This is a genomic window from Tabrizicola sp. (assembly GCF_041913445.1).
Taxonomy (GTDB): domain Bacteria; phylum Pseudomonadota; class Alphaproteobacteria; order Rhodobacterales; family Rhodobacteraceae; genus Tabrizicola.
Genome location: NZ_JAYSFG010000018.1, coordinates 1 through 22488 on the forward strand (window position 1 = coordinate 1; position 22488 = coordinate 22488).

23 protein-coding genes are annotated in these 22488 nt (G+C 67.0%); 18 read left to right on the forward strand and 5 right to left on the reverse strand.

Going from position 1 to position 22488, the window contains the following annotated elements; translation table 11 throughout:
- Nucleotides 1-222: 222 nt before the first annotated feature.
- Genes urtC through urtE form a run of 3 tightly spaced genes read left to right on the forward strand, consistent with a single transcriptional unit; the run spans nucleotide 223 to nucleotide 2875 of the window.
- Nucleotides 223-1440 carry an urea ABC transporter permease subunit UrtC gene (gene urtC, locus ACE3Q6_RS17010; RefSeq protein ID WP_374435010.1) on the forward strand — a complete coding sequence of 406 codons (1218 nt, stop codon included), beginning with the start codon at nucleotides 223-225 and terminating at the stop codon, nucleotides 1438-1440.
- Nucleotides 1437-2180 (forward strand): urea ABC transporter ATP-binding protein UrtD, encoded by a 744-nt coding sequence (gene urtD / locus ACE3Q6_RS17015; protein ID WP_374435013.1) that lies wholly within the window; start codon nucleotides 1437-1439, stop codon nucleotides 2178-2180. The genes urtC and urtD overlap by 4 nt, the downstream gene beginning before the upstream one ends.
- Nucleotides 2177-2875 carry an urea ABC transporter ATP-binding subunit UrtE gene (urtE, locus tag ACE3Q6_RS17020; protein WP_374435016.1) on the forward strand — a complete coding sequence of 233 codons (699 nt, stop codon included), beginning with the start codon at nucleotides 2177-2179 and terminating at the stop codon, nucleotides 2873-2875. The genes urtD and urtE overlap by 4 nt, the downstream gene beginning before the upstream one ends.
- Here the strand turns inward: urtE and ACE3Q6_RS17025 are convergent.
- Nucleotides 2872-3525 (reverse strand): 5-formyltetrahydrofolate cyclo-ligase, encoded by a 654-nt coding sequence (locus ACE3Q6_RS17025; RefSeq protein ID WP_374435019.1) that lies wholly within the window; start codon nucleotides 3523-3525, stop codon nucleotides 2872-2874. The two genes, urtE and ACE3Q6_RS17025, sit on opposite strands and share 4 nt — an antisense overlap.
- The gene (locus ACE3Q6_RS17030) at nucleotides 3522-4514 is read right to left on the reverse strand and encodes an NAD(P)H-dependent flavin oxidoreductase (RefSeq protein ID WP_374435021.1); all 993 of its coding nucleotides are present in this window, start codon (nucleotides 4512-4514) and stop codon (nucleotides 3522-3524) included. The genes ACE3Q6_RS17025 and ACE3Q6_RS17030 overlap by 4 nt, the downstream gene beginning before the upstream one ends.
- Before the next feature lie 124 nt (nucleotides 4515-4638).
- On the opposite strand from ACE3Q6_RS17030, the gene ACE3Q6_RS17035 reads away from it, so the two are divergent.
- The 7 genes from ACE3Q6_RS17035 to ACE3Q6_RS17065 all read left to right on the forward strand — a co-directional run bounded on the left by ACE3Q6_RS17035 (nucleotide 4639) and on the right by ACE3Q6_RS17065 (nucleotide 9359).
- Nucleotides 4639-5190, forward strand: coding sequence for a DUF4202 domain-containing protein (locus ACE3Q6_RS17035; protein WP_374435023.1), 552 nt, complete (start codon nucleotides 4639-4641; stop codon nucleotides 5188-5190).
- 143 nt (nucleotides 5191-5333) lie between these two features.
- Nucleotides 5334-5792 carry a cytochrome c family protein gene (locus ACE3Q6_RS17040; RefSeq protein ID WP_374435026.1) on the forward strand — a complete coding sequence of 153 codons (459 nt, stop codon included), beginning with the start codon at nucleotides 5334-5336 and terminating at the stop codon, nucleotides 5790-5792.
- A gap of 132 nt (nucleotides 5793-5924) precedes the next feature.
- Nucleotides 5925-6386 (forward strand): RidA family protein, encoded by a 462-nt coding sequence (locus ACE3Q6_RS17045; RefSeq protein ID WP_374435028.1) that lies wholly within the window; start codon nucleotides 5925-5927, stop codon nucleotides 6384-6386.
- Entirely contained in the window at nucleotides 6383-7156 is a 774-nt protein-coding gene (locus tag ACE3Q6_RS17050) for a glycerophosphodiester phosphodiesterase family protein (RefSeq protein ID WP_374435031.1), read from the forward strand. The genes ACE3Q6_RS17045 and ACE3Q6_RS17050 overlap by 4 nt, the downstream gene beginning before the upstream one ends.
- 49 nt (nucleotides 7157-7205) lie before the next feature.
- The gene (locus tag ACE3Q6_RS17055) at nucleotides 7206-8363 is read left to right on the forward strand and encodes a GNAT family N-acetyltransferase (RefSeq protein WP_374435035.1); all 1158 of its coding nucleotides are present in this window, start codon (nucleotides 7206-7208) and stop codon (nucleotides 8361-8363) included.
- Between the two features lie 22 nt (nucleotides 8364-8385).
- Nucleotides 8386-8997 carry a glutathione S-transferase family protein gene (locus ACE3Q6_RS17060; RefSeq protein WP_374435037.1) on the forward strand — a complete coding sequence of 204 codons (612 nt, stop codon included), beginning with the start codon at nucleotides 8386-8388 and terminating at the stop codon, nucleotides 8995-8997.
- Nucleotides 8994-9359, forward strand: coding sequence for a 4a-hydroxytetrahydrobiopterin dehydratase (locus ACE3Q6_RS17065; protein ID WP_374435040.1), 366 nt, complete (start codon nucleotides 8994-8996; stop codon nucleotides 9357-9359). The genes ACE3Q6_RS17060 and ACE3Q6_RS17065 overlap by 4 nt, the downstream gene beginning before the upstream one ends.
- A 3-nt stretch (nucleotides 9360-9362) precedes the next feature.
- On the opposite strand, the gene ACE3Q6_RS17070 is transcribed toward ACE3Q6_RS17065, so the two are convergent.
- A complete protein-coding gene (locus tag ACE3Q6_RS17070) occupies nucleotides 9363-9989 on the reverse strand; it encodes an HAD family hydrolase (protein WP_374435042.1) in 627 nt (208 codons plus the stop codon).
- 28 nt (nucleotides 9990-10017) lie between these two features.
- A complete protein-coding gene (locus tag ACE3Q6_RS17075; protein ID WP_374435044.1) occupies nucleotides 10018-11967 on the reverse strand; it encodes a bifunctional 2',3'-cyclic-nucleotide 2'-phosphodiesterase/3'-nucleotidase in 1950 nt (649 codons plus the stop codon).
- Between the two features lie 238 nt (nucleotides 11968-12205).
- Here ACE3Q6_RS17075 and nudC point away from each other — a divergent pair, with 238 nt between their 5' ends.
- Both nudC and ACE3Q6_RS17085 read left to right on the forward strand, forming a co-directional pair.
- Entirely contained in the window at nucleotides 12206-13156 is a 951-nt protein-coding gene (gene nudC / locus ACE3Q6_RS17080; RefSeq protein WP_374435046.1) for an NAD(+) diphosphatase, read from the forward strand.
- 46 nt (nucleotides 13157-13202) lie between these two features.
- Nucleotides 13203-13679, forward strand: a complete 477-nt coding sequence (locus ACE3Q6_RS17085) for an SRPBCC family protein (RefSeq protein ID WP_374435049.1) — start codon at nucleotides 13203-13205, stop codon at nucleotides 13677-13679.
- Here the strand turns inward: ACE3Q6_RS17085 and ACE3Q6_RS17090 are convergent.
- Nucleotides 13676-14509, reverse strand: coding sequence for a prephenate dehydratase (locus ACE3Q6_RS17090; RefSeq protein ID WP_374435051.1), 834 nt, complete (start codon nucleotides 14507-14509; stop codon nucleotides 13676-13678). The two genes, ACE3Q6_RS17085 and ACE3Q6_RS17090, sit on opposite strands and share 4 nt — an antisense overlap.
- Nucleotides 14510-14632: 123 nt before the next feature.
- Here ACE3Q6_RS17090 and ACE3Q6_RS17095 point away from each other — a divergent pair, with 123 nt between their 5' ends.
- The 6 genes from ACE3Q6_RS17095 to ACE3Q6_RS17120 all read left to right on the forward strand — a co-directional run bounded on the left by ACE3Q6_RS17095 (nucleotide 14633) and on the right by ACE3Q6_RS17120 (nucleotide 22423).
- Nucleotides 14633-15169 carry a cytochrome c family protein gene (locus ACE3Q6_RS17095; protein WP_374435054.1) on the forward strand — a complete coding sequence of 179 codons (537 nt, stop codon included), beginning with the start codon at nucleotides 14633-14635 and terminating at the stop codon, nucleotides 15167-15169.
- 153 nt (nucleotides 15170-15322) lie between these two features.
- Nucleotides 15323-17239 (forward strand): extracellular solute-binding protein, encoded by a 1917-nt coding sequence (locus ACE3Q6_RS17100; RefSeq protein ID WP_374435056.1) that lies wholly within the window; start codon nucleotides 15323-15325, stop codon nucleotides 17237-17239.
- 19 nt (nucleotides 17240-17258) lie between these two features.
- Entirely contained in the window at nucleotides 17259-18401 is a 1143-nt protein-coding gene (locus ACE3Q6_RS17105) for a microcin C ABC transporter permease YejB (protein WP_374435058.1), read from the forward strand.
- A 1-nt stretch (nucleotide 18402) separates the two neighbouring features.
- The gene (locus ACE3Q6_RS17110; protein ID WP_374435061.1) at nucleotides 18403-19512 is read left to right on the forward strand and encodes an ABC transporter permease; all 1110 of its coding nucleotides are present in this window, start codon (nucleotides 18403-18405) and stop codon (nucleotides 19510-19512) included.
- Nucleotides 19509-21203, forward strand: coding sequence for an ABC transporter ATP-binding protein (locus tag ACE3Q6_RS17115; protein WP_374435063.1), 1695 nt, complete (start codon nucleotides 19509-19511; stop codon nucleotides 21201-21203). Before ACE3Q6_RS17110 ends, ACE3Q6_RS17115 begins: the two co-directional genes overlap by 4 nt.
- A complete protein-coding gene (locus ACE3Q6_RS17120; RefSeq protein ID WP_374435065.1) occupies nucleotides 21200-22423 on the forward strand; it encodes a glycosyltransferase in 1224 nt (407 codons plus the stop codon). Before ACE3Q6_RS17115 ends, ACE3Q6_RS17120 begins: the two co-directional genes overlap by 4 nt.
- The last annotated feature ends 65 nt before the right edge of the window (nucleotides 22424-22488 follow it).

The window sequence follows — 22488 nt, forward strand, 5'->3', positions numbered from 1 at the left end:
ATCAGCCGGAGGCCGCCCGATGACCTGCCCCGTTGCAAGCTCTTGCGCAACCGTCATCCCCAGGCTCCTCCCCTCCCCCGCGTGGGGAGGGGATGGGGGAGGGGGGCTCCGCCGCGACCCCAAACGCCCCGCATCCCGCTGTGTCCCCGCCACCCCAACCTTCTCACACGGTGGCAGGAGGGAGGCGCCCGCCACCACCGTCGCGCTTCAGCCGGAGGCCGCATGACCCTCCTCCAGCCCCGCCACCGCTCGGCCCTGATCTTCATCGCCTGCCTTGCGGTCTTCACCGTCGCGGTGACCATCGCCGCCCACTTCGGCCTCGTCTCCACCTCCTTCGTGAAGACGCTGGGCAAGACGCTCTGCCTCTGTCTTGCCGCGCTGGCCATGGACCTGATCTGGGGCTACGCGGGTATCCTGTCGCTTGGTCACATGGCCTTCTTCGCGCTTGGCGGCTACATGATCGGGATGTGGCTGATGTATGCCCGGACCGAGGAGATCGTGGTCACCTCGCTGTCGAACGGCGGATTGCCTGCCACGGCCGAGGAGATCAGCCAGGGCATCGCCACACAAATCTTCGGGGTGGTCGGAGCCTCGGACCTGCCCGCGATCTGGGCCTTCGCCCACAGCCTTCCGGCGCAGCTGGCGCTGGTGGTGCTGGTCCCCGGCCTCCTCGCGCTGGTCTTCGGTTGGCTCGCCTTCCGATCCCGCGTCACGGGCGTCTACCTGTCGATCCTGACGCAGGCCATGACGCTGGCGCTTGCGCTATACCTCTTCCAGAACGACTCGGGTCTCCGTGGCAACAACGGGCTTTCCGGCCTCCAGAACCTGCCGGGCGTCACCGCCGGTCAGGACGCCGTGAGCCTCTGGTTCTTCTGGGCCTCCGCCGCGGCGCTGGCTGTGGCCTACCTTGGGCTGCACGCCATCGTCTCGGGCAAGTTCGGGTCGGTCATCCGCGCCATCCGCGACGACGAGGCGCGGGTGCGGTTCCTTGGCTACTCGGTCGAGGGCTACAAGCTTTTCGTCTTCACCCTGACCGCCGTGATCTGCGCGCTGGCCGGGGCGCTTTACTACCCGCAGGCGGGCATCATCAACCCGGCGGAACTGGCACCCATCGCAAGCATCTACCTTGCCGTCTGGGTCGCCATCGGCGGGCGCGGGAGGCTTTACGGCGCGGTCATCGGCGCGGCCCTCGTCTCGCTTCTGTCCAGCTGGTTCACTGGCGGCCGGGCGCCATCGGTCAACCTCGGCTTCTACACCATCGACTGGGTGGACTGGTGGCTGGTCCTTCTGGGCCTGGCCTTCGTCTGCGTCACGCTGTTCGCGCCGAAGGGCATCGGTGGCCTGTTCGACCGCTTCGCCGGGACTCATCCCCCCGACCGCAAGGGCGCGCCGCTCGGCCCCGACCAGGGCGCGCTGATGGAACGGGAGGGGCAGGAATGAGCGCGCTTCTCGAAGTCTCGGGCGTCACCGTCAGCTTCGACGGCTTCCGGGCGATCAACAACCTGACCTTCGCCATCGGCAGCGCCGAGCTGCGGGCGATCATCGGGCCGAACGGGGCGGGGAAAAGCACCTTCATGGACATCGTCACCGGCAAGACCCGGCCCGACAGCGGGACGGTGACCTTCGGCGAACGGTCGGTGTCGCTCCTGAAGCTCTCCGAAGCGCAGATTGCCCGCGCCGGGATCGGCCGCAAGTTCCAGCGCCCCACGGTGTTCGAGGACCAGACGGTGCACGAGAACCTGACGCTGGCGCTCAAGGCCGCCCGCAGCCCCTGGGCCGTGCTCGCCTGGCGCAAGACCGCGCAGGACGAGGAACGTATCACCGAGTTGGCGGATCAGGTGGGCCTCGGCGAGAGCCTGCAGAAGAAGGCCGGCATCCTGAGCCACGGCCAGAAGCAATGGCTTGAGATTGCGATGCTGCTGGCGCAGGAGCCGAAGCTCCTTCTGGTCGACGAACCCGCCGCCGGGATGACACTGGCAGAACGCGAGAAGACCACCGAGCTTCTGGTCGACATCGCCAAGACCCGCGCCGTGGTGGTGGTGGAGCATGACATGGACTTCGTCCGCCGCCTGAACTGCAAGGTCACCGTGCTCCACGAAGGCGCGGTGCTGGCCGAGGGAAGCCTGGATCACGTGACGAAGAACCAGGCGGTGATCGACGTCTATCTGGGGCGCGGATGATGCTGACGACCAAAGGCCTGACACTCCACTACGGCGGCAGCCAGATCCTGCACGGGATCGACTTCCAGGCGATGGCCGGGGAAGTCACTGTCATCATGGGCACGAACGGGGTCGGCAAGACCAGCTTCCTGAAGGCGCTCGCCGGGACGCATCCGCGCTCTGGCGGCACGGTGACGCTGGACGGCGAGACCCTCGGGCCGCTCAAGGCGCACGAGATGGCGCGCCGAGGCCTGGCGGTCGTGCCCCAGGGCCGGATGATCTTCCCCCTCCTCACCGTGCGCGAGAACCTGGAGACCGGCTTCGCCCTTCTCCCGAAGTCGCAGCACAAGGTCCCCGACGCGATCTACGACCTCTTCCCGGTCCTGAAGGACATGGGCAACCGGCGCGGTGGAGACCTGTCCGGTGGGCAGCAGCAGCAGCTTGCCATCGCGCGGGCGATGATCATGAAGCCCAAGGTCCTGCTTCTGGACGAACCGACCGAGGGCATCCAGCCCAACATCATCCAGCAGATCGGCCGGGTCATCAGCTACCTGAAGGACCAGGGCGGCATGGCGATCGTGCTGGTCGAGCAGTATTTCGACTTCGCCTACGGATTGGCCGACCAGTTCTACGTCCTGCGCCGAGGAGCCGTCTCGGCCTCGGGTCCGAAGGCAGGCTTCGACCAGTCGGCCCTGCGGGCGGAAGTCTCGGTCTAAGGGGCCGCCAGACCGGCTTCGGTCAGGATCACGTCCAACCGGATGTCATGCGGCTGGGGAAAGATCGTCTCCAGCCGGGCCGAGGACAGCCCGATCCCGATGGTGAAGGGCCGGGGCGACAGGGCGGCCAGCGTCCGGTCGAAATAGCCCCCGCCATAGCCCAGCCGGTAGCAGTCGTCAGTCCAGCCCACCACCGGGGCCAGAGCGATCTCGGGGATGACCGCCTCGGCCTCGGGCGGCGGCACGGGGATGTTCCAGTCGCCCCGCACCATCTGCGTCTGCGGTCCCCAGCGCCGGAACACCAGGGGTGCGGCCTTAACCTCGACCACCGGCAAGGCCACGAGGGCACCGGCATGGTGCAGGCTCGCCAGCACCGGCCGCAGGTCCGGCTCGCCCTTGATCGGCCAATAGCCCGAGATCACACGCCCCCGCAGACCGCCGAACCTGTCGCGCAGGAAGGCCGCCAGCCCGTCGCACAGCGCGCGCCCCGCCGCCTGCCGGTCCATGACGGTCAGCCTGTCCCTCTCGGCCCGCAAGCGCTGCCGTTCCGCCTTGCGCCAGCGCGCCACGTCCTGGGCCTGCTCCTGGTCCACGTCAAGGGGATCGAACCCCTCGGCCAGGCAGGGGGGCGAGGTGCAGCGCCCGCTCACCGCAGACGCTCCAGACAGGCTTCGGCCTCTTCGACCATCCGCCGCAGCCGGTCGCCCGCCGGTATCACGTCGCGGATCATCCCCGCGCCCTGGCCCGCATAAAGCGCCATCTCCTCCAACGACCCCGTGGTGTGCCGCATCGGGGAATCGGTGGAATAGCGCAGCAGGGGCTGGCCCCCGTCCATCGCGATCGGCTCACGCGGGAGGGTGGCCGGGTCGTGGCCCATCAGGTCGTCGCCCAGCTTTTCGGTGATGCTGTTGCCGATCACCCGCACCGCCGCGCCCTTCGGCCAGTTCAGCACGAAGACATCCGTCAGCACCGTGTCCGCGCCATCGGCCTGCACCACGCGGGTCTTGTGGTAGTCATGCGCCCAAGCCTCGTCCGTCGCCAGGAAGGCGGTCCCGCACTGCACGCCCTGTGCCCCCATCGCCAGCGCCGCGGCCAACCCCCGGCCCGAGCCGATGCCGCCTGACACCACCACCGGCACCTGCGCGCGGTCCAGCACCGCCTCGGCCAGGGCAAAGGCACCGATACGGCCATGCACATGGCCCCCGGCCTCGATCCCTTGCGTGATGATGACGTCCGCGCCGGCGCCCTCGGCCTTCGCTGCCGCTTCAACCGTGCCGACCTGGTGCAGCACCAAACAACCTTCGCGCTTGAGCCGCCCGATCACCTCGGGCATCGGGTCCCAGAAGAAGGTGAAATGCCGCACGCCCAGGTCCAGGCAGCGGCTGATCTGGCGGTCCAGAAGGGAAGGCTCGGTGGCCGAAGGGATCACGTTCACCGCGAAGGGCCGGTTGGTCGCCTCGCGCAACGCCAGGACCTCGCGTTCGATCAGGTCGGGGTCTTCGCGGACCATGCCCAGCATCGCATAGCCCCCCGCCCGGGCGACCGCCGCCGCCAGCTCGGACCGGGCAACGCCACCCATGCCCGCCAGCAAGATCGGAACTTCACAGCCCAGAAGGTCGCACAATGGCGTCCGCAGCATTCGCTTCTCCCCGTGGCCTTGAAACGCCGCCGGACCGATCCGGTTCCCGAATTTTCTGCGCCCGCTGGTTTTTCAGCGCAACCCGCGATAGCCCTTGACGGGTAGCGGTTCGGAAAGGGTGACCATGAGCGATCGTCTGACACGGGCCCTGGCCCTGATCGACGCGGCCAATGCGGCCGACCCGAAGGGTGAGGCGCTGGTCTATGGCCAGCGCATGACCGAGGAACTGGCGCGGCTTTTCCCCCAGGCGTCCGAGGTCCTGCAGGTCGCCGCACGCGGGCAGCATGTCGAACGCTGGCTGCTGCCCCGGTCGGACTACCCCGAGGGCAAGGCCGGCTACCTGGACTGGCGGCGCGAACAGGGACGCCGCCATGCTGCGCGCGTGGCCGCGATCATGGCCGAGGCCGGGTTTCCGGCGGCCGATTGCGACCGGGTCGGCGTCCTGCTGCGCAAAGAGGGGATCAAGCGCGACGCCGAGGTGCAGGCGCTTGAGGACGTGATCTGCTTCGTCTTCGTCCGCTGGTATTTCGCCCCCTTCGCCGCCGAACGGGATGCGGACTCCACGCTGGACATCGTCCGCAAGACCGCCCGCAAGATGTCCGAGGCGGGGCGCACGCGCCTGCTGCAGGAGTTCGATCTGCCCCAACCCCTGGCCGACGCCTTCCGCGCCGCGTGACTTTTGCGCGCGCCGCGGGAACCCACGCCGCATGAAATAGTTGAGGGCTTGCGGCAAGGCGCGACCTTTGGATTGATTTATGTCAATGCGCCAGGCTGTGCCGCGCCGCATCTGCCACCTGCGCAATAGTGAAAGGACGCCCCATGCTGAAACCTGTGCTGGCCGTGATGGCCCTTGCCCTTGCCAACCCGGGCTTCGCCGCCGACCCTGCCAAGGGCGAAGCCTCGTTCAAGAAGTGCAAGTCCTGCCACTCGATCATCGCGCCCGACGGGACCGAGGTGCAGAAAGGCGGCAAGACCGGGCCGAACCTTTGGGGCAAGGTCGGAAATCCCGTCGCCTCGGACCCCGATTTCAAGTATGGCGCGGGCATCCTTGCCGCTCGCGACAAAGGAGCCGTCTGGACCGAGGCCGAGCTGACGGCTTATCTGCAGGACCCCAACGCCTGGGTGAAAACCGCATCGGGTGACGCGGGGGCCACGTCCAAGATGACCTTCAAGCTGCCCAAGGCGGAAGAGGCGGCGGATGTCGCGGCCTATCTGGCGACGCTTGGGGCCGCGCCCGAGGCAGGACAGGACGCCACCACCGCGCCGGCAACAGAGTAAACATTTTCTGACCGCCCACGGCCAAGGGATTGATTTTCCTTGGCCCGACTGCCCTGTCCGGCGTGGACAGGGCACCCTTGCCTGCCCCCGCCCCCCGCGATACGCTCCGCCCGACTGAAGCCGGAGACCCCCATGCACCCGATCGAGAAGCGCCTCGCCGACCTCGGCGTCACCCTGCCCGACGCGCCCGCCCCGGCGGCGAACTACGTCCCCTTCGTGCAGGCGGGGAACCTCGTCCATATCTCGGGCCAGATCAGCCAGAACGAACAGGGCCTCATCAAGGGCCGGCTGGGCGAGGACCTCAGCTTCGAACAGGGCGCGGAGGCCGCGAAACGCTGCGCGATCTCTCTCCTCGCCCAGCTGAAGAAGGCCGTGGGCGGCGACTGGGACCGGCTGGACCGCGCGGTGAAACTGGTGGGCTTCGTGAACTCCACCCCCGATTTCGTGGACCAGCCGAAGGTCATCAACGGCGCGTCGGATTTCCTGGTCGCGGTCCTCGGCGACGCGGGCCGCCATGCCCGCTCGGCCGTCTCGGCCGCCTCGCTGCCGCTGGGAGTCGCCGTCGAGATCGAGGCGATCTTCGCCCTGAAATGACCCGCGTCGCGCTGCCCGACAGCTTCCTCAAACTCCCCATTGCCCACCGCGCCCTGCACGACCGGGCGCGGGGCCGGATCGAGAACTCTCCCTCCGCGACCCGGGCGGCGGTGGAGGCCGGATATGCCATCGAAATCGACCTTCAGCTGTCGAAGGACGGCGTGCCGGTGGTCTTCCATGACGAAGAGCTGGACCGGCTGACCCATGAGGCCGGCCCCGTCAGCGCCCGCACGGCAGAGGAGCTGGGGCGGATTCGGCTGAAGGATTCGACCGACACGATCCCGACGCTGGCCGAAGTGCTGGATCTGATCGGAGGCCGGGTGCCGCTGCTGATCGAGATCAAGGACCAGACGATGGTCATGGGTACGACCGATGGCCGGCTGGAAGCGGCGACGGCCGAGGCGCTGAAGGGCTACAGGGGTGACGTCGCCCTCATGTCCTTCAACCCGCATTCGGTGGCCCACATGGCCCGGCTTGCGCCGCATCTGCCGAGGGGGATCACGACCTCGGCCTATGACCCCGACGACTGGGCACCGCTTCCCGCAGAGGTCTGCGACCGCCTGCGCCCGATCCCGGACTACGACCCCACGGGATCAAGCTTCATCAGCCACGAAGGCCGCGATCTGGGCCGCGCCCGGGTCGCCGAGCTGAAGGCGCAGGGCGCTGCCATCCTGTGCTGGACCATCCGCTCTGCCGCCGACGAGGCGCTGGCGCGGAAGGTTGCCGACAATGTGACCTTCGAGGGCTACATGGCCGCGCTTCCGGCTTGACCTTCGCGTCCCGCCCGCCACCTTGTGCCCCCGATCCCTGGGGACGCAGATGGCCGACCTGACCCTTCTCGACAGCCTGTCCGACATCCCTGCCGCCGACTGGGACGCAGTGGCCGCGCCCGAACAGGCGGAAGGCCGTCCCGTCGACCCCTTCACCACGCACCGTTTTTTGTCGGCGCTGGAGGTGTCGAGGTCCACCGGCGCGGGCAGCGGCTGGCAAGCCCGTCCCCTGGTCCTTCGCGATGAAGGCAAGCTTCTGGCCGCAACGCCCCTTTACGTGAAATCGCACAGCCAGGGGGAATACATCTTCGACCACGGCTGGGCCGACGCACTGGAGCGGGCGGGGGGCCGCTACTACCCCAAGCTGCAGATCGCCGTGCCCTTCACCCCGGCGACCGGGCGGCGGTTCCTGGGGCCGGACGCTTACCGCGAAACGCTGTGGCAGGGGGCCATCGCGGTGACGGCGCAGAATCGGCTGTCCAGCCTGCACGCCACCTTCTGCACCGCTGAGGAAGCCGAGGTGCTGGCAGGGGTCGAGGGCACGCTCCACCGCGTTACCCAGCAGTTCCACTGGGAAAACCGGGGCTACTCCGCGTTCGACGACTTCCTCGCCGACCTCTCCAGCCGCAAGCGCAAGATGATCCGCAAGGAACGCGAGACAGCCCGCGCCTCGGGCCTGACGATCCGCGTCCTGACGGGGGACGAGATCGAACCGCAGCACTGGGACGCCTTCTGGGCCTTCTACCAGGACACCGGAAGCCGGAAATGGGGGACGCCCTACCTGACGCGCAAGGCGTTCACCTGTTTCCATGAGACGATGCGCGACGACATGCTGCTCGTCCTCGCCTTCAACGGGGAAAGACCCGTCGCGGGCGCGCTGAACTTCATCGGGCGCGAGACGCTCTATGGCCGCTACTGGGGCTGCATCGAGGACCATCCCTGCCTGCATTTCGAGCTGTGCTACTACCAGGCCATCGACTGGGCCATCACGCACGGGCTGCAACGGGTCGAAGCCGGCGCGCAGGGTGAGCACAAGCTTGCCCGCGGCTACCTGCCGGTCGAGACGCATTCGATCCACTGGATCGCGGAACCCTCGTTCCGGACGGCTGTTGACCGCTATCTGCAGGCGGAACGCCGCGCGGTGGGGGAGGAGATCGAGGTCCTCACCTCCTACGGTCCCTTCCGCAAAGCTGAAGGGCGGGAGTAGGCTTCCGTCCGAGGAGGACAAGATGCTGCATCTCTACACCAACCCGCAGTCGCGCGGCCGGATCGCCCGCTGGATGCTGGAGGAAATCGGCCAGCCCTATGAGACCACCGTGCTGGACTACTACACCAGCATGAAGGCGCCGGAGTATCTGAAGCTGAACCCGATGGGGAAGGTTCCGACGCTGGTGCATGACGGGAAGGTCGTGACCGAGAACGCGGCGATCTGCACCTACCTCGCGATGACATTCCCCGAGAAGGGCCTGATGGCCGAGGACAAGGCCGCCTTCTTCCGCTGGCTCTTCTTCGCGGCGGGTCCGCTGGAGCAGGCGGTGGTCAACACCTCGTTCGGCTGGCTGACGAAGGACCAGCACGAAAAGCGCCGGGCGGGCTATGGCGACCTTGGCGACGTGCTGCGCGCCCTGGGCGGGCATCTGGAGGCGAACGACTACATCGCCGATGGACGGTTCACCGCGGCGGATGTCTATGTCGGTTCGGCCCTGGGCTGGGGGATGCAGTTTGGCACGATCCCGGCCAACGAGATCTTCACGGCCTATTGGGCGCGTCTGAAGGACAGGCCGGCGCTGGCTGCGGCCAATGCGAAGGACAATGCCCTGCTTCAGGAGACGAAGACATGAGCCAGCTTCTGTCCGAAGCCGACCGGCACGCCGGATTGCCGCCCCTGGCCGAAACCGGCTGGGCCGCCGTTCCGGGCCGGGATGCCATCCGCAAGGTCTGGAAGTTCCGCAGCTTCTCGGAAGCCTGGGGCTTCATGTCCCGCGCGGCGCTGGCGGCAGAGAAGCTGAACCACCACCCCGAGTGGAGGAACGTCTACAACATCGTGGACGTCACGCTGACCACGCACGACTGTCAGGGACTAAGCCAGCTGGACCTCGACCTGGCGCGGAAGATGGACAAACTGGCCCCCGACGCGACGATCGAGCGCAATCATGGCGAGCCGATCAGCTGCCTTTGCGAGATCCGGGCCCGGAAGGCATAGCAGCTACAGCAGCCCCGCCATCCGCGCCCCGGTCAGAAGGTCGGGCGCCAGGTGATGGGCCCAGCGACCCTGGCTGGGGACGATGTCCGGCACCTGCACCACGACGCAACCGGCGCGATGCGCGGCCTCGGCCCCGGTCTCGCTGTCCTCGAACACCAGGCACCGCGAGGGCGCGACGCCGAAGAGCGAGGCCGCCAGCAGGTAGGGCTCGGGATCGGGCTTCGGGGCCTGCACGTCGTCCAGCGTGACGACATGGGCAAAGGCATGGGCGATCCCGGCGATCCCCAGCTTGCGATGCGCGCCGACGCGGCCGGTCGAGGTGACCACGGCCAGCGGCGCCGACAGGGCGGGCAGCAGGTCCAGCGTGCCGGGCTTCAGCGCCAGCCCGTTGTCCACGCCGTCGTTGAACCCCTTGCGCCAGTGCTGGTTGACCGCGTCGAGGTCCACCCCGGGCAAGGCCGACCGGATGATCTGCGCGGCCGTGGGCTCGTCCTTGCCCACAAGGCCATGCATGAACGCCTCGTCCACCGCATGTCCATGCGCGGCAAAGGCCGCCATGCCCGTGGCAAGCGCGATGCTTTCGGTGTCGATCAGCGTTCCGTCAAGGTCGAAGAGAATGGCGTCGTACATCGGGGCCTCCGCCGCGAGGCATAGCCGATCAGAGGTGGAGCCGGTAGTGGGTAAAGCCCTCGGCGTCCTGCCCGATGGCCTGTGGCCGGTAGGCAGACAGCTCGGACAGGTGCTGGGCGGCGCCGGAGCCGGTGGCGATCCGGACGCTGGTTCCGGGCATCGGCAGGAAGTGCCAGTTGCGCTGCGCGACTGCGCCGATCCGGCGCCGGGCCTGGACATGGGCCGCGATGATCGACTGTACCCGCGCCCCGTCGGTGAACACGATCTGCAGATCGGCGTTGGGGTCCTGCAACCGCGCCCGCCCGGCTCGGTGGCTGTTCGTCACCAACAGGAACTCTTGCCGCGGGTCGACGGGCTGGCCGTTGAAGGACAGCCCGGTGATCCTGCGGGCGTTCGGCTGGACCAGGCGGCCCTGGCCGTCGAAGCGCGCGGGCTGCGACAGGTCGATGGCATAGGAGAGCTGCGGGATCACCTCGAACAGGAACGAGGGCACGTCCTCGTCCTGCAGCGGGGCATCCACCGACCCCGGAGCGACGCGCTGGAAGATCGCCGCGGCGCGTTCCAGCCAGTTGGCGATCTCGGCCCCGGTCAGGAGCAGCGTCACGATGGTGTTGGGGAAGGGGTAAAGGTCCGACAGGTGCCGCATCCGAAGGGGTCCGGCCGGGATGTCGGTGAAGTTCGCCGGTCCGTTGCGCCCTCCGGCACGGAAAGGGGTGGCCGAGGACAGGACCGGCAGCCCCGCCCAGCTGGTTCCGGCAAGTGCCTTGCGGACATGGTCGGCCTTGGCCTCGGCAATCAGCTCCAGCGCCGCCGAGGGGGCCGCCGTGGCGAAATGGGTGTGCAGGGGTACCGCAGCCTCGCCGATCTGGCGACGCGACCAGGCCAGAGCCGCCCGGTGATCGGGAACCAGCGCCTGGTGCAGGGCCGGCGTGGGCGTCCGGTCGGTGCGATGGCCGATCCGCGCATGGGAGCCCACGACCTGCCAGCGGCGGCCGCCCGCGGTCGCGCGTTTGAGCCGCAGGTCGATGATGCCCACATGGTTCGCCGAATGGCCCGGCATCACGGCCGGTTTCCCGGCCAGAAGCCCGCGGACGGGATCGACGGACGGGCTGCTGGCGAAGCCGGGGCCCGGGAAGACCTGGTGGCTGTGACCGGCGACGACCGCGTCGATCTCGTCCAGCGCCGCAAGGGCGGTCGCGGCGTTCTCGCTGCCCTCCCCGGGGTCCAGCGGGCCGATTCCGGTATGGGCCAGCGCCACGATGATGTCCGCCCCCCGGGCCCGAAGCCGCGGCAACCAGGCCCGGGCCGAGGCTAGGATGTCCCGAGTGTGGACCCGCGCCCCCGGGGTTTCCCGGTCCCATTCCGCGATCTGGGGCGGGGCGAAGCCGATCACGCCGACCCGCAGGATATGGGCATTGCCTTCGTCATCGAAGATCTGCCGCCGCAGGATCGTGAAGGGCGGCACCAGGGTTTCGTCCCGCGCAGGGCTGGAGCCCAGGCGCGTCGCGACATTGGCCGACACGAAGGGGAAGCGCGCCTCGGACAGCACCTCGGACAGGAAGCTCAGGCCATAGTCGAACTCGTGGTTTCCCAGCGTCGCCGCATCATAGCCCAGGGTGTTGAACGCCGTGATCACCGGATGGGCCCGGCGGCGGCGGGCCATGGCCGCGTAATCGGCCACCGGGCTGCCTTGCAGGAAATCGCCGTTGTCGAACAGCAGGCAGTTCCGCGCCTCGCCCCGCGCCTCGGCAATCTGCTGCGACACAGCGCCAAGCCCAAGATCGGCATTGGGACGGTTGGCGCAGTAATCGTAAGGCATCAGGCTGGCATGGAGGTCACTGGTCGCGATAAGCCGCAGCGAGGCAAGCGGGCGCCGGGACGACTGGCCTGCGGTCGTGTCGGACCCCCGGGGGGTGGCCTCGACATCCGAGTCCTGCGGCTGCAGAGAGTGTCCTGACGCGACGGGAACCTGGTACATCACCCTTCCAGAAATACTGAAATTGCCAAGAACGACCTTGATAACCGAGCCGAAGCGAAAGCCGGGACGCGGGCATCCCGTGCCCGATGTATCTTTCCGGTTGTGTCAATGTTATGGCAAATTAGCGTTATTCCCGCGCAGGTTGTTAACGCGGTCACGGTCGACAATTGATCTTTTCCGAAGGGCGGCCAAAGGGTCTTCTGCAGGGAAATTGCACGCAGAAAGGGCCGGGCTGGCGATGAGGATTGCAGAGACGGTGACGTTCGGCGGCTCGGGTCTCGACCGTCGGGCGGGGTTGCGGCGCGATGCCGCAGCCTTGGCCGAAGCGCTGGCGCGGGGGGTGGTCCTGCCGGTGTGGCGCGGCAAGCCGCTGATGGCGGACGCCCGTCCCGTCTGGGTCCCGAACGGGCATCCGGTGCTTGCATCGGCGGGACCGGCCGTGTTCCTTGGCCTCGACGATGGTGTCCCACGCTTCGCCGCCGACCTGTCGGACTGGTCGCCCGAAGCCGGTGCCGCCGCGCCCGAGGCCGGCTTCTTCGACGCGACGGTGCAGCGCCACCCCGCCTTCAGCGGCGACGAGGGCTTTGTCGAGTTGCGCGGCGTGATGACCCGGCTCACCCCGCGTGATGCCGAACTTGTGGCAACGGCGAAGGCGCTGCTGCAATGGCACCGCAGCCACGGTTTTTGCTCGGCCTGCGGGGCGCGTTCAGTCATGGCGATGGGGGGATGGCAACGCACCTGTCCCGCCTGCGCCACCCAGCACTTTCCCCGCACCGACCCGGTGGTCATCATGCTGGTCACCCACGGAAACTCGGTCCTCCTGGGCCGCAGTCCGGGCTGGCCTGAGGGCATGTTCTCGTTGCTGGCCGGCTTCGTCGAGCCGGGTGAGACGCTGGAAGCCGCCGTCCGCCGCGAAGTGCAGGAGGAGACCGGCGTCCGCTGCGGTCCGGTGACCTATCTGGCAAGCCAGCCCTGGCCCTTCCCGGCCTCGCTGATGCTGGGCGCCCGGACCGAGGCTCTGGGCCGTGACATCGCGCTTGACCCGGACGAACTGGAGCAGGCCTTGTGGCTGACGCGGGAAGAACTGGTCCAGTCCTTTGCCGGCCTTCACCCGGTGGTCCGTCCGGCACGGCACGGATCGATTGCCAACTTCATTCTGCGGAACTGGCTTGCGGACCGGCTGGATTGACCCAAATCTTGCCGGGTGTGTGTTTTTGGCGAGGGGCGGGGCGTAGATGAAACTCAGTGCAAAGACCGACCTCGAGGTCCCGGCCGCCTTCGTCTTCTCGGCTCTGGTCGATCATGCCATGTGGGAGCGCGACGCCGTCCGCAACGGGGCCGAGATCGAACGTCCCCCCGGGACGCCACCCAGCGGGGTCGGCGCCGCCTGGCAAGTCCGCGGCCAGTTTCGCGGCAGGCCGCGGAAGGTGCTGCTGACCATGTCCGAACTGGTCGAGAACCAGCTTGTCGTGCTTGCGCTGGACGGCCCGTCCATCGAAGGGGCGGCGCGCTTCGAAATCATGATCCTGTCCCCGCGGCGCAGCCGTCTGCGAGTGGATTTCGAGTTCAAGCCCAAGACGCTTGCGGCGCGACTGTTCATCAACACGCTGCGACTGGGCAAGGGCAGGGTCCAGGCCAGGTTCGAAACGCGGCTGGCGGCGATCGGCGCGCGGATCAAGGACCGCTACGAACGCAGCCAGGTGCAGGCCTAGCCGCGCTCGCGGTCGGCGGGGTAGACGCCCAGGATGGTGACCTGCGACGTGAAGTAGCGCAGCTCTTCCAGTGCCAGCGCGACGTTCGCGTCCTCGGGGTGGCCCTCGATGTCGGCGTAGAACTCGGTGGCGGTGAAGGTTCCGCCGACCATGTAGCTTTCCAGCTTGGTCATGTTGACGCCGTTCGTCGCGAAGCCGCCCAACGCCTTGTAAAGCGCCGCCGGGATGTTGCGGACGCGGAAGGTGAAGGTGGTGATCATCTTCCCCTGGCCGCGGCGGCGGTGGTCCGGGTCGCGCGACATCACCAGGAAGCGCGTGGTGTTGTTCGCCTGGTCCTCGATATGCCGGGCCAGCACGTCCAGCCCGTAGATCTCGGCCGCCAGCTCGCTTGCCAGCGCGGCCTTGGTCCTGTCCCCGCCCTCGGCCACTTCGCGTGCGGCGCGGGCGTTGTCGCTGGAGACCTTTCCCCGGATCCCATGCGCCTTCAGGAAGCCCGCGCATTGCGGCAGGATCACCACATGGCCATGCGCTTCCTTCACGTCGGCCAGCGTCGCGCCCTTCACGCCCAGAAGGTTCACATGCACCCGCACGAAGGCCTCGTCCACGATATGCAGACCCGCGCGCGGAAGCAGCGAATGCACGTCGGCCACCCGGCCATAGGTCGAATTCTCGACCGCAAGCATCCCCAGGTCGACCTCGCCCCGCGCCACCTTGTCCACGACTTCCTCGAAGGTCGTGCTGGGCACCGGCTCGAAATCCGGGCGGGATTGCTGGCAGGCCTGATGCGAATAGGCGCCGAGTTCCCCCTGAAACGCGATGCGTCCGGCCATCTGACGTGATCCCCTGTCGAAAACCTGCCCCACGGGGCGTTTCGTCGCGCGTCTACACCTTGAAACCGGGCGGGGGAAGCGGATAGATACCGCGCAACTTCAGACCCGAGATAGGTGAGACCCATGTTCGACACGATGACGATGACCAAGACGGTGGGCGCGGTTTGCGGCTCGCTTCTGGTTCTGATGCTGGTCAACTGGGCGGGTGACGGCCTTTACACCGTGGGCGCCAAGGGTCACGGCGGCGAACATGCCGAGGGTGAGCTGACCCAGGCCTACACCATCGACACCGGGGAAGAGGCCGCGCCTGCGGAAGGCGAGGGCGAGACGATCGACGTGGCCGCGCTGCTGGCTGCGGGTGATGCTGCTGCCGGTGAGGCCGTGTTCAAGAAATGCGGGTCCTGCCACAAGCTGGACGGCTCGGACGGCGTCGGACCGCACCTGAACGGTGTCGTCGGGCGTAACCACGCCGCGGTTGCGGGCTTTGCCTATTCCGAAGCGATGGCCGCCAAGGCAGCCGAACCCTGGACGCCGGAAGAGCTCTTCGCCTTCCTGGAAAACCCCAAGCAACACCTTCCCGGCACCAAGATGGCCTTTGCGGGCCTGCCGAAGCCGGAAGACCGCGCCAACGTGATCGCCTTCCTGGCGGCGAATCCCTGAGGTTCGACGCTTAGGCAAGAAGCAAAGCCGCCCCCTGGGGCGGCTTTTCCATTTTTGCTCACGCAAACGCGCGCGCAATCGCGGCTTGTTGCCTCGACAAAGCGCGAAATAGCATAAATGAATGGTGATGCAGCAAAGCGGGGAGGCTGGCGGATGCAGACTGGGAAGCGGGTGGCAGCACGGGCGAAAGCAGCGCGGGTCAACTGGGGTCCCCTGATCGCCACCGGAGCGCTGGTCGTGGCGGTGGGCGCGTTGGCGCTGCCCGTCCGGGCCGAGACGATCATCAAGTCGCACGGCATCTCCACCTTCGGCGACCTCGCGCTTCCGCCGGACTTCACCCACCTGCCTTACGTCAACCCGAACGCCCCCAAGGGCGGCGAGATGAGCCAGTGGGCCCCCGGCAGCTTCGACAGCTTCAACCCCTATGCCATCGCCGGCAACTCGGCGGCGCTGTCCTCGATCTTCTACGAATCCATCCTGTCCGGCACGCTGGACGACGTGAGCGCGGCCTACTGCCTCTTGTGCGAGACGATGGAGTACCCCGAGGACCGGTCCTGGGTGATCTTCAACCTCCGGAAGGACGTCAAGTTCTCGGACGGCACCCCGATGACGGCCGAGGACGTGCTGTTCAGCCATAACCTCTTCATGGAAAAGGGTATCCCCGAATACCGCAGCGTCGCCGGTGGCAAGTTCCAGTCGGTCGAGGTGCTGGACCCCTACCGCATCAAGTTCACCTTCACCCCCGGCACCCCCTTCCGCGACATGCCGGGGCAGGCGGGCAGCACGATCATCTTCTCGAAGAAGCACTACGAGGAGAACAACCGCGACCTCGAGAAGTCGAGCCTGGAACCCTTCCTCGGCACTGGCCCCTACGTCTTGGAAAGCTTCGAGCCGGGCCGCCAGGTCATCTACGCGCGCGACCCCGACTACTGGGGCGAAAAGCACCCGCTGAACGTGGGCCAGAACAACTTCGACCGCATCCGCATCGAATACTTCGCCGACGACAACGCCGCCTTCGAGGCCTTCAAGGGCGGGGTCTACACCTTCCGCAACGAAAGCCTGCCGAAGCGCTGGGCGCTGGAATACGAATTCCCCGCCGTCCAGTCCGGCGCGGTGAAGAAGGAGGTCCTCCCCTCGGGCAACATCGCCGGGGGCCAGTCGATCATCTTCAACCTCCGCCGCCCGCAGTTCCAGGACCCTCGCGTGCGGGAAGCGCTGGGGCTGATGTTCAACTTCGAATGGTCGAACAAGTCGCTGTTCTATGACCTCTTCGCCCGGATCAACTCGATCTGGGAAAACTCCGAGATGGCTGCCGTCGGCACCCCCACGCCCGAGGAAACCGCGATCCTGCAGCCGCTGGTGGACGAGGGTCTGCTTCCGGCATCGATCCTGACCGCCGAGGTCCCGATGGGCTCGGTCTCGTCGCCGGACAACAACCTCGACCGCCGGAACCTCCGCCGCGCCTCGCAGCTTCTGGACGAAGCGGGCTGGGTCGCGGGCGAGGACGGCATCCGCCGCAACGACAAGGGCGAAACGCTGCGGATGGAGATGATCCATTCCCGCACCGACCTTCTTCCGGTGATGAACGCCTATGTCGAAAACCTGCGCGCGCTGGGCGTCGACGCCAGCTTCGACATCATCGACGACCCGCAGCTGCAGGAACGCGCAAGCCCGCCGAACTTCGACTTCGACGCCGTGCCGACCACGGTGGTCAACGGCGGGCTGGAGCCGGGCGGCGTGCTGAAGCAGGCCTGGGCCTCCGTCGCCAAGGACAACTCCAGCCGCAACCGGATGGGCTATGCCAACCCGGCAGTCGACAAGCTGCTGGACCAGGTCGAGGCAGCCGCTAACCGGCAAGAGCTGACCAACGTCGTCAAGGCGCTGGACCGGGTCCTGCGGTCGGAATTCGTGCTGGTGCCGCGCTACTACAAGAAGGACAACTGGGTCGCCTACTACGACATGTATGAACGCCCGGAAGTATTGCCCCCTTATGCAGTAGGCGAACTGTCGATCTGGTGGTACAACGCCGAAAAGGCCGAGGCGCTGAAGGCCAGTGGCGCCTTGAAGTAAAACAGGAACGGTCGGGGTTTTGGGCGCCTATATCCTTCGACGGCTGCTGCTTGTGATCCCGACGCTGTTTGGGGTCATGCTGATCAACTTTGCGCTGACGCAGTTCGTCCCCGGCGGGCCGATCGAACAGGTCCTGGCCCGGCTGGAGGGCGAGGGCGATTCCATCCAGAACATCTCGGGCACCGAAGGCGGCGGGGTGCAGGAAGAGGACACCGGCTATCAGGGCGCCCGCGGCCTGCCGCCGGAGTTCCTGGCCCGGCTGGAGGTCCAGTTCGGCTTCGCCCGCATCGTCTGCGACGAAGGCTTCACCGGCGAACCCTCGGTCACCGCGCCCGAGTGCCGGAAGGAGCAGATCCCGGCCGTGGAACGGTTCTTCATTATGATGGGGAACTACCTGACCTTCGACTTCGGCGAGAGCTATTTCCGCTCGATCTCGGTGGTCGACCTGATCCTGGAAAAGATGCCGGTCTCGATCACGCTCGGCCTCTGGTCCACCCTGATCGCCTACCTCGTCTCGATCCCCCTGGGCATCCGCAAGGCCGTCCGCGACGGGTCGCAGTTCGACACCTGGACCTCGGGGATCATCATTGCGGCCTATGCGATCCCCGGCTTCCTCTTCGCCATCCTTCTCATGGTGATGTTCGCGGGCGGGTCCTATTTCCAGTGGTTCCCCCTGCGGGGCCTGACCTCCGACAACTGGGAGGAGCTTTCGCTCTGGGGCAAGATCGTCGATTACCTCTGGCACATCACGCTACCGGTGACGGCGCAGCTTATCTCCTCCTTCGCGGTGCTGACGCTGCTGACGAAGAACAGCTTCCTGGACGAGATCAAGAAGCAATACGTCCTGACCGCCCGCGCCAAGGGCCTGTCGGAAGCGCGCGTGCTTTACGGCCACGTCTTCCGCAACGCCATGCTGATCGTGATCGCGGGCTTCCCCGCCCTGTTCCTGGGCGTCTTCTTCGGGTCGAGCCTCATCATCGAGGTGATCTTCTCGCTCGACGGCCTGGGTCAGCTTGGCTTCAAGTCCGCGGTGGAACGCGACTATCCGGTGATCTTCGGCACGCTCTTCGCCTTCGGGCTGATCGGGCTGGTTGTCGGCATCATCTCGGACCTGATGTACGTGCTGGTCGACCCGCGCATCGACTTCGAAAGGCGCGACTGACATGGCGCTGTCGCCCCTAAACCAGCGCCGCTGGCGCAACTTCAAGTCCAACCGCCGCGCCTACTGGTCGCTGTGGATTTTCCTGATCCTCTACGGCATCTCGCTTTTCGCCGAGCTGATCGCCAACGACCGCCCGATCCTGGTCCAGTACCAGGGCGAGTATTACACTCCGGTCTTCAAGTTCTACCCCGAGGTGGCCTTTGGCGGCGACCTGCGGACCGAGGCCAACTACACCACGCCCGAGGTGCAGTGCCTGATCGTCACCGGCGGGTCGCTGGATTGCTGGGACGATCCGCAAGGCTTCAAGGCCGAGGCCGAGACGAAGGGCACGGTCCTGGGCGAACCGATCCAGCAGGGCTGGATGCTCTGGCCGATCATCCCCTACAGCTACAACACCATCGTCGACACCGGCGGCGTGGCTCCCGGACCGCCCTCGGCCAAGAACTGGCTGGGGACCGATGACACCAGCCGGGACGTGCTGGCCCGGGTGATCTACGGCTTCCGCCTGTCGGTCACCTTCGCGCTGATCGTCGTCGCCCTGACCTCGATCATCGGCATCGCCGCCGGGGCCGTGCAGGGCTATTTTGGCGGGCTCACGGACCTTCTCTTCCAGCGGTTCATCGAGCTCTGGTCCTCGGTCCCGACGCTTTACGTCATCATCATCATCACCGCGATCTGGGCCAAGAGTTTCTGGTTACTCGTCGCCCTCATGGTCATCTTCGGCTGGACGGGTCTGGTGGGCGTCGTGAGGGCCGAGTTCCTGCGCGCCCGCAACTTCGAATATGTCCGCGCCGCCAAGGCGCTGGGTGTCTCTGACCGGCTGATCATGTTCCGCCATGTCCTGCCGAACGCGATGGTCGCCACGCTGACCATGCTGCCCTTCGCCATCACCGGCACCATCGCAGGCCTTGCAACGCTGGACTACCTGGGCTTCGGCCTGCCTTCCGACCTGCCGTCCCTCGGCCAGCTGACCCGCCAGGCCCAGCAGAACCTGCAGGCGCCCTACCTGGCCTTCACCGCCTTCTTCACCTTCGCGATCATGCTCTCGCTCCTCGTCTTCATCTTCGAAGGCGTGCGCGATGCCTTCGACCCCAGGAAGACCTTCAGATGAGTGTGCTGGAGGTCAAGAACCTGTCCGTCAGCTTCCGCCAGGACGGCCGGGTGATCCAGGCCGTGAAAGGCGTGTCCTTCAGCGTGGCCAAGGGCGAGACGGTGGCCCTCGTCGGGGAAAGCGGGTCGGGCAAGTCGGTGACGGCCCTATCGACCGTGGGACTTCTGTCGGACAATGCCGAGGTCGCGGGGTCCGTCACCTATCGCGGCTCGCAGATGGTCGGCGCGACCGAGGCGAACCTGCGGAAGATCCGTGGCAACGACATCAGCTTCATCTTTCAGGAGCCGATGACCAGCCTCAACCCGCTTCATACCATCGAGAAGCAGCTGGCCGAAAGTCTCGCCCTCCACCAGGGGCTGACCGGGACCGCGGCACGGGCGCGGATCATCGAGCTTCTGGGCAAGGTCGGCATCCGCGACGCCGAAAGCCGCCTTGGCGCCTATCCGCACCAGCTGTCCGGCGGGCAGCGCCAGCGGGTGATGATCGCGATGGCCCTGGCGAACGGGCCGGAGCTTCTCGTCGCGGATGAGCCCACCACGGCGCTTGACGTGACCATCCAGGCGCAGATCCTGGACCTTCTGGCCGACCTGAAGCAGGCCGAGGGGCTGAGCCTTCTTTTCATCACCCACGACCTGAACATCGTCCGCCGCATCGCCGACCGGGTCTGCGTCATGCAGGGCGGCGAGATCGTCGAACAGGGGCCGACGGCAGAAATCTTCGGCAACCCCCGCCACCCCTACACCCAGAAGCTTCTGGCCGCCGAACAGAAGGGTGGGCCGCAGCCGGTGCCCGCCGGGTCGCAGGAAATCGTCCGGACCGAGAACCTTCGCGTCTGGTTCCCGATCCACAAGGGCCTCCTGCGCCGCACGGTGGGCCATGTGAAGGCGGTGAACGACGCAAGCCTTTCGGTCCGCGCCGGGGAGACGCTGGGCATCGTGGGTGAAAGCGGGTCGGGGAAGACCACGCTGGCCTTGGCGATCCTGCGGCTGATCGGCTCGCAAGGAAAGGTCGTCTTCCTGGGCCGTGACATCAGCCGCCTCGACGAGACCTGGGACGAAGCCCAGGCCCGCCGTGATGCGAGCCCCGGGGTCGAGACCTGGGACGAGCTGATCGACGCCGCCCGCGCCGCCTTTGGCCGGGCCAAGGGCCGCCGCGCCATGCGGGTGATCCGGCGCAACATGCAGGTGGTTTTCCAGGACCCCTACGGCAGCCTGTCGCCGCGAATGACCGTCGAACAGATCATCGCCGAGGGCCTGGGCGTCCACGGTGTCGAACCCGGCCGCAACCGGACCGAGATGGTGGCCGAGATCATGCGCGAAGTGGGCCTCGACCCCGCGATGATGGGCCGCTACCCGCATGAATTCTCGGGCGGCCAGCGCCAGCGCATCGCCATCGCCCGCGCGATGATCCTGCGGCCTTTGCTGGTGGTGCTGGACGAACCGACCTCGGCGCTTGACATGACCGTGCAGGTCCAGATCGTCCAGCTTCTGCGGGAACTCCAACGGAAATGGGGCCTCGCCTACATCTTCATCAGCCATGACCTGCGGGTGATCCGCGCGATGGCCCACAAGGTCATGGTGATGCAGGCCGGCGATGTGGTCGAAGCCGGCACCTGCGAGACCGTGTTCACGAACCCTCAATCCGATTATACCAAGGCTCTGATGGCGGCAGCCTTCGGACCCGTGAGTTGAAGCTTCTTTTCGTCCACCAGAATTTTCCCGGCCAATTCCTGCACCTCGCGCCCGAGATGCAGCGTCTGGGCCATGACGTCCGCGCCCTGACCGACGCCACCAACACCAGGACCTCGCCCGTTCCAATCCTGCGCTACACCCACAAGGCGCAAGAGGTGGACCCCAAGGCCACCCGCCTCGGCCGCAACTTCACCCAAATGTCCGACCGCGGCGTCTCGGTCGCCCGCCACGCCCGCCGCATGCGGGCCGAGGGCTATGTGCCGGACTTGATCTACGGTCATTCCGGTTGGGGCGAGACCCTGTTCCTGAAAGAGGTCTGGCCCGAGGCCAAGCTTCTGGTCTTCGCCGAGTTCTACTATCGCGGCATCGGTGCGGACACCGGCTTCGACCCGGAATTCCAGGTGCAGGGCTTCGATCAGGTGATGATCGCCCAGTCCCGCGCCGCCTATCTGGCGCAGTCCCTGATCCATGCCGATGCCGGCGTCTCGCCCACCGAATGGCAGGCCCGCACCCATCCCCCGGCTTTGCGCCGGATGATCGAGGTGATCTTCGACGGGGTGGATTGCGACCGCCTGGCCCCGAACCCCCAAGCCCGCTTTACCCTGCCCGGCGGGCGCGTCCTGGCCGCAGGCGACGAGGTCCTGACCTTCGTCAACCGCAACCTCGAACCCTATCGCGGCTTCCACATCTTCCTGCGGTCCCTGCCCGAGGTGCTGGCCGCCCGGCCCGAGGCGCAGGTGGTGATCGTGGGCGACACCGGCGTCAGCTACGGCAGCGCACCCAAGGAGGGTGGGACCTGGAAGGACGTGATCCTGTCCGAGGTGCAGGACCGCCTTGACCTGACCCGCGTCCATTTCGTGGGCAAGCTGCCTTACGACCGGCTGGTCGACCTGATCCACGTCAGCCGCGTCCACGCCTATCTGACCTATCCCTTCGTCCTGTCCTGGTCGATGGTCGAGACGATGGCCGCCGGTACGCTCGTCATCGGGTCCAACACGGCCCCGGTGGCCGAGGTGATCGAAGACGGGGTCACGGGCCGGCTGGTCGATTTCTTCGACGTGAAGGGCTGGTCCGCCGCCCTGACCGACGCGCTTGCCCGGCCCGAAGCCTATCTTGCCATGCGCGAGGCCGCGCGTCGCAGCATTCGCGTCCGCTACGACCTGCGTTCTGTCTGTCTGCCGAAACAGGTAGAGCTTCTGACCCGCCTGTCCCGCAGCTGACCGCCGATTTCTTCAAAGAAATCGGATCGGAGCCTTCAAAGGCTCCGAAGCGGAATTTTTGAAAA

Coding starts and splice junctions, on each gene's coding strand:
- urtC (WP_374435010.1), top strand. CDS start 223: ATGACCCTCCTCCAGCCCCGCCACCGCTCGGCCCTGATCTTCATCGCC.
- urtD (WP_374435013.1), top strand. CDS start 1,437: ATGAGCGCGCTTCTCGAAGTCTCGGGCGTCACCGTCAGCTTCGACGGC.
- urtE (WP_374435016.1), top strand. CDS start 2,177: ATGATGCTGACGACCAAAGGCCTGACACTCCACTACGGCGGCAGCCAG.
- ACE3Q6_RS17030 (WP_374435021.1), bottom strand. CDS start 4,514: ATGCTGCGGACGCCATTGTGCGACCTTCTGGGCTGTGAAGTTCCGATC.
- ACE3Q6_RS17035 (WP_374435023.1), top strand. CDS start 4,639: ATGAGCGATCGTCTGACACGGGCCCTGGCCCTGATCGACGCGGCCAAT.
- ACE3Q6_RS17040 (WP_374435026.1), top strand. CDS start 5,334: ATGCTGAAACCTGTGCTGGCCGTGATGGCCCTTGCCCTTGCCAACCCG.
- ACE3Q6_RS17045 (WP_374435028.1), top strand. CDS start 5,925: ATGCACCCGATCGAGAAGCGCCTCGCCGACCTCGGCGTCACCCTGCCC.
- ACE3Q6_RS17050 (WP_374435031.1), top strand. CDS start 6,383: ATGACCCGCGTCGCGCTGCCCGACAGCTTCCTCAAACTCCCCATTGCC.
- ACE3Q6_RS17055 (WP_374435035.1), top strand. CDS start 7,206: ATGGCCGACCTGACCCTTCTCGACAGCCTGTCCGACATCCCTGCCGCC.
- ACE3Q6_RS17060 (WP_374435037.1), top strand. CDS start 8,386: ATGCTGCATCTCTACACCAACCCGCAGTCGCGCGGCCGGATCGCCCGC.
- ACE3Q6_RS17065 (WP_374435040.1), top strand. CDS start 8,994: ATGAGCCAGCTTCTGTCCGAAGCCGACCGGCACGCCGGATTGCCGCCC.
- ACE3Q6_RS17070 (WP_374435042.1), bottom strand. CDS start 9,989: ATGTACGACGCCATTCTCTTCGACCTTGACGGAACGCTGATCGACACC.
- ACE3Q6_RS17075 (WP_374435044.1), bottom strand. CDS start 11,967: ATGTACCAGGTTCCCGTCGCGTCAGGACACTCTCTGCAGCCGCAGGAC.
- nudC (WP_374435046.1), top strand. CDS start 12,206: ATGAGGATTGCAGAGACGGTGACGTTCGGCGGCTCGGGTCTCGACCGT.
- ACE3Q6_RS17085 (WP_374435049.1), top strand. CDS start 13,203: ATGAAACTCAGTGCAAAGACCGACCTCGAGGTCCCGGCCGCCTTCGTC.
- ACE3Q6_RS17090 (WP_374435051.1), bottom strand. CDS start 14,509: ATGGCCGGACGCATCGCGTTTCAGGGGGAACTCGGCGCCTATTCGCAT.
- ACE3Q6_RS17095 (WP_374435054.1), top strand. CDS start 14,633: ATGTTCGACACGATGACGATGACCAAGACGGTGGGCGCGGTTTGCGGC.
- ACE3Q6_RS17100 (WP_374435056.1), top strand. CDS start 15,323: ATGCAGACTGGGAAGCGGGTGGCAGCACGGGCGAAAGCAGCGCGGGTC.
- ACE3Q6_RS17110 (WP_374435061.1), top strand. CDS start 18,403: ATGGCGCTGTCGCCCCTAAACCAGCGCCGCTGGCGCAACTTCAAGTCC.
- ACE3Q6_RS17115 (WP_374435063.1), top strand. CDS start 19,509: ATGAGTGTGCTGGAGGTCAAGAACCTGTCCGTCAGCTTCCGCCAGGAC.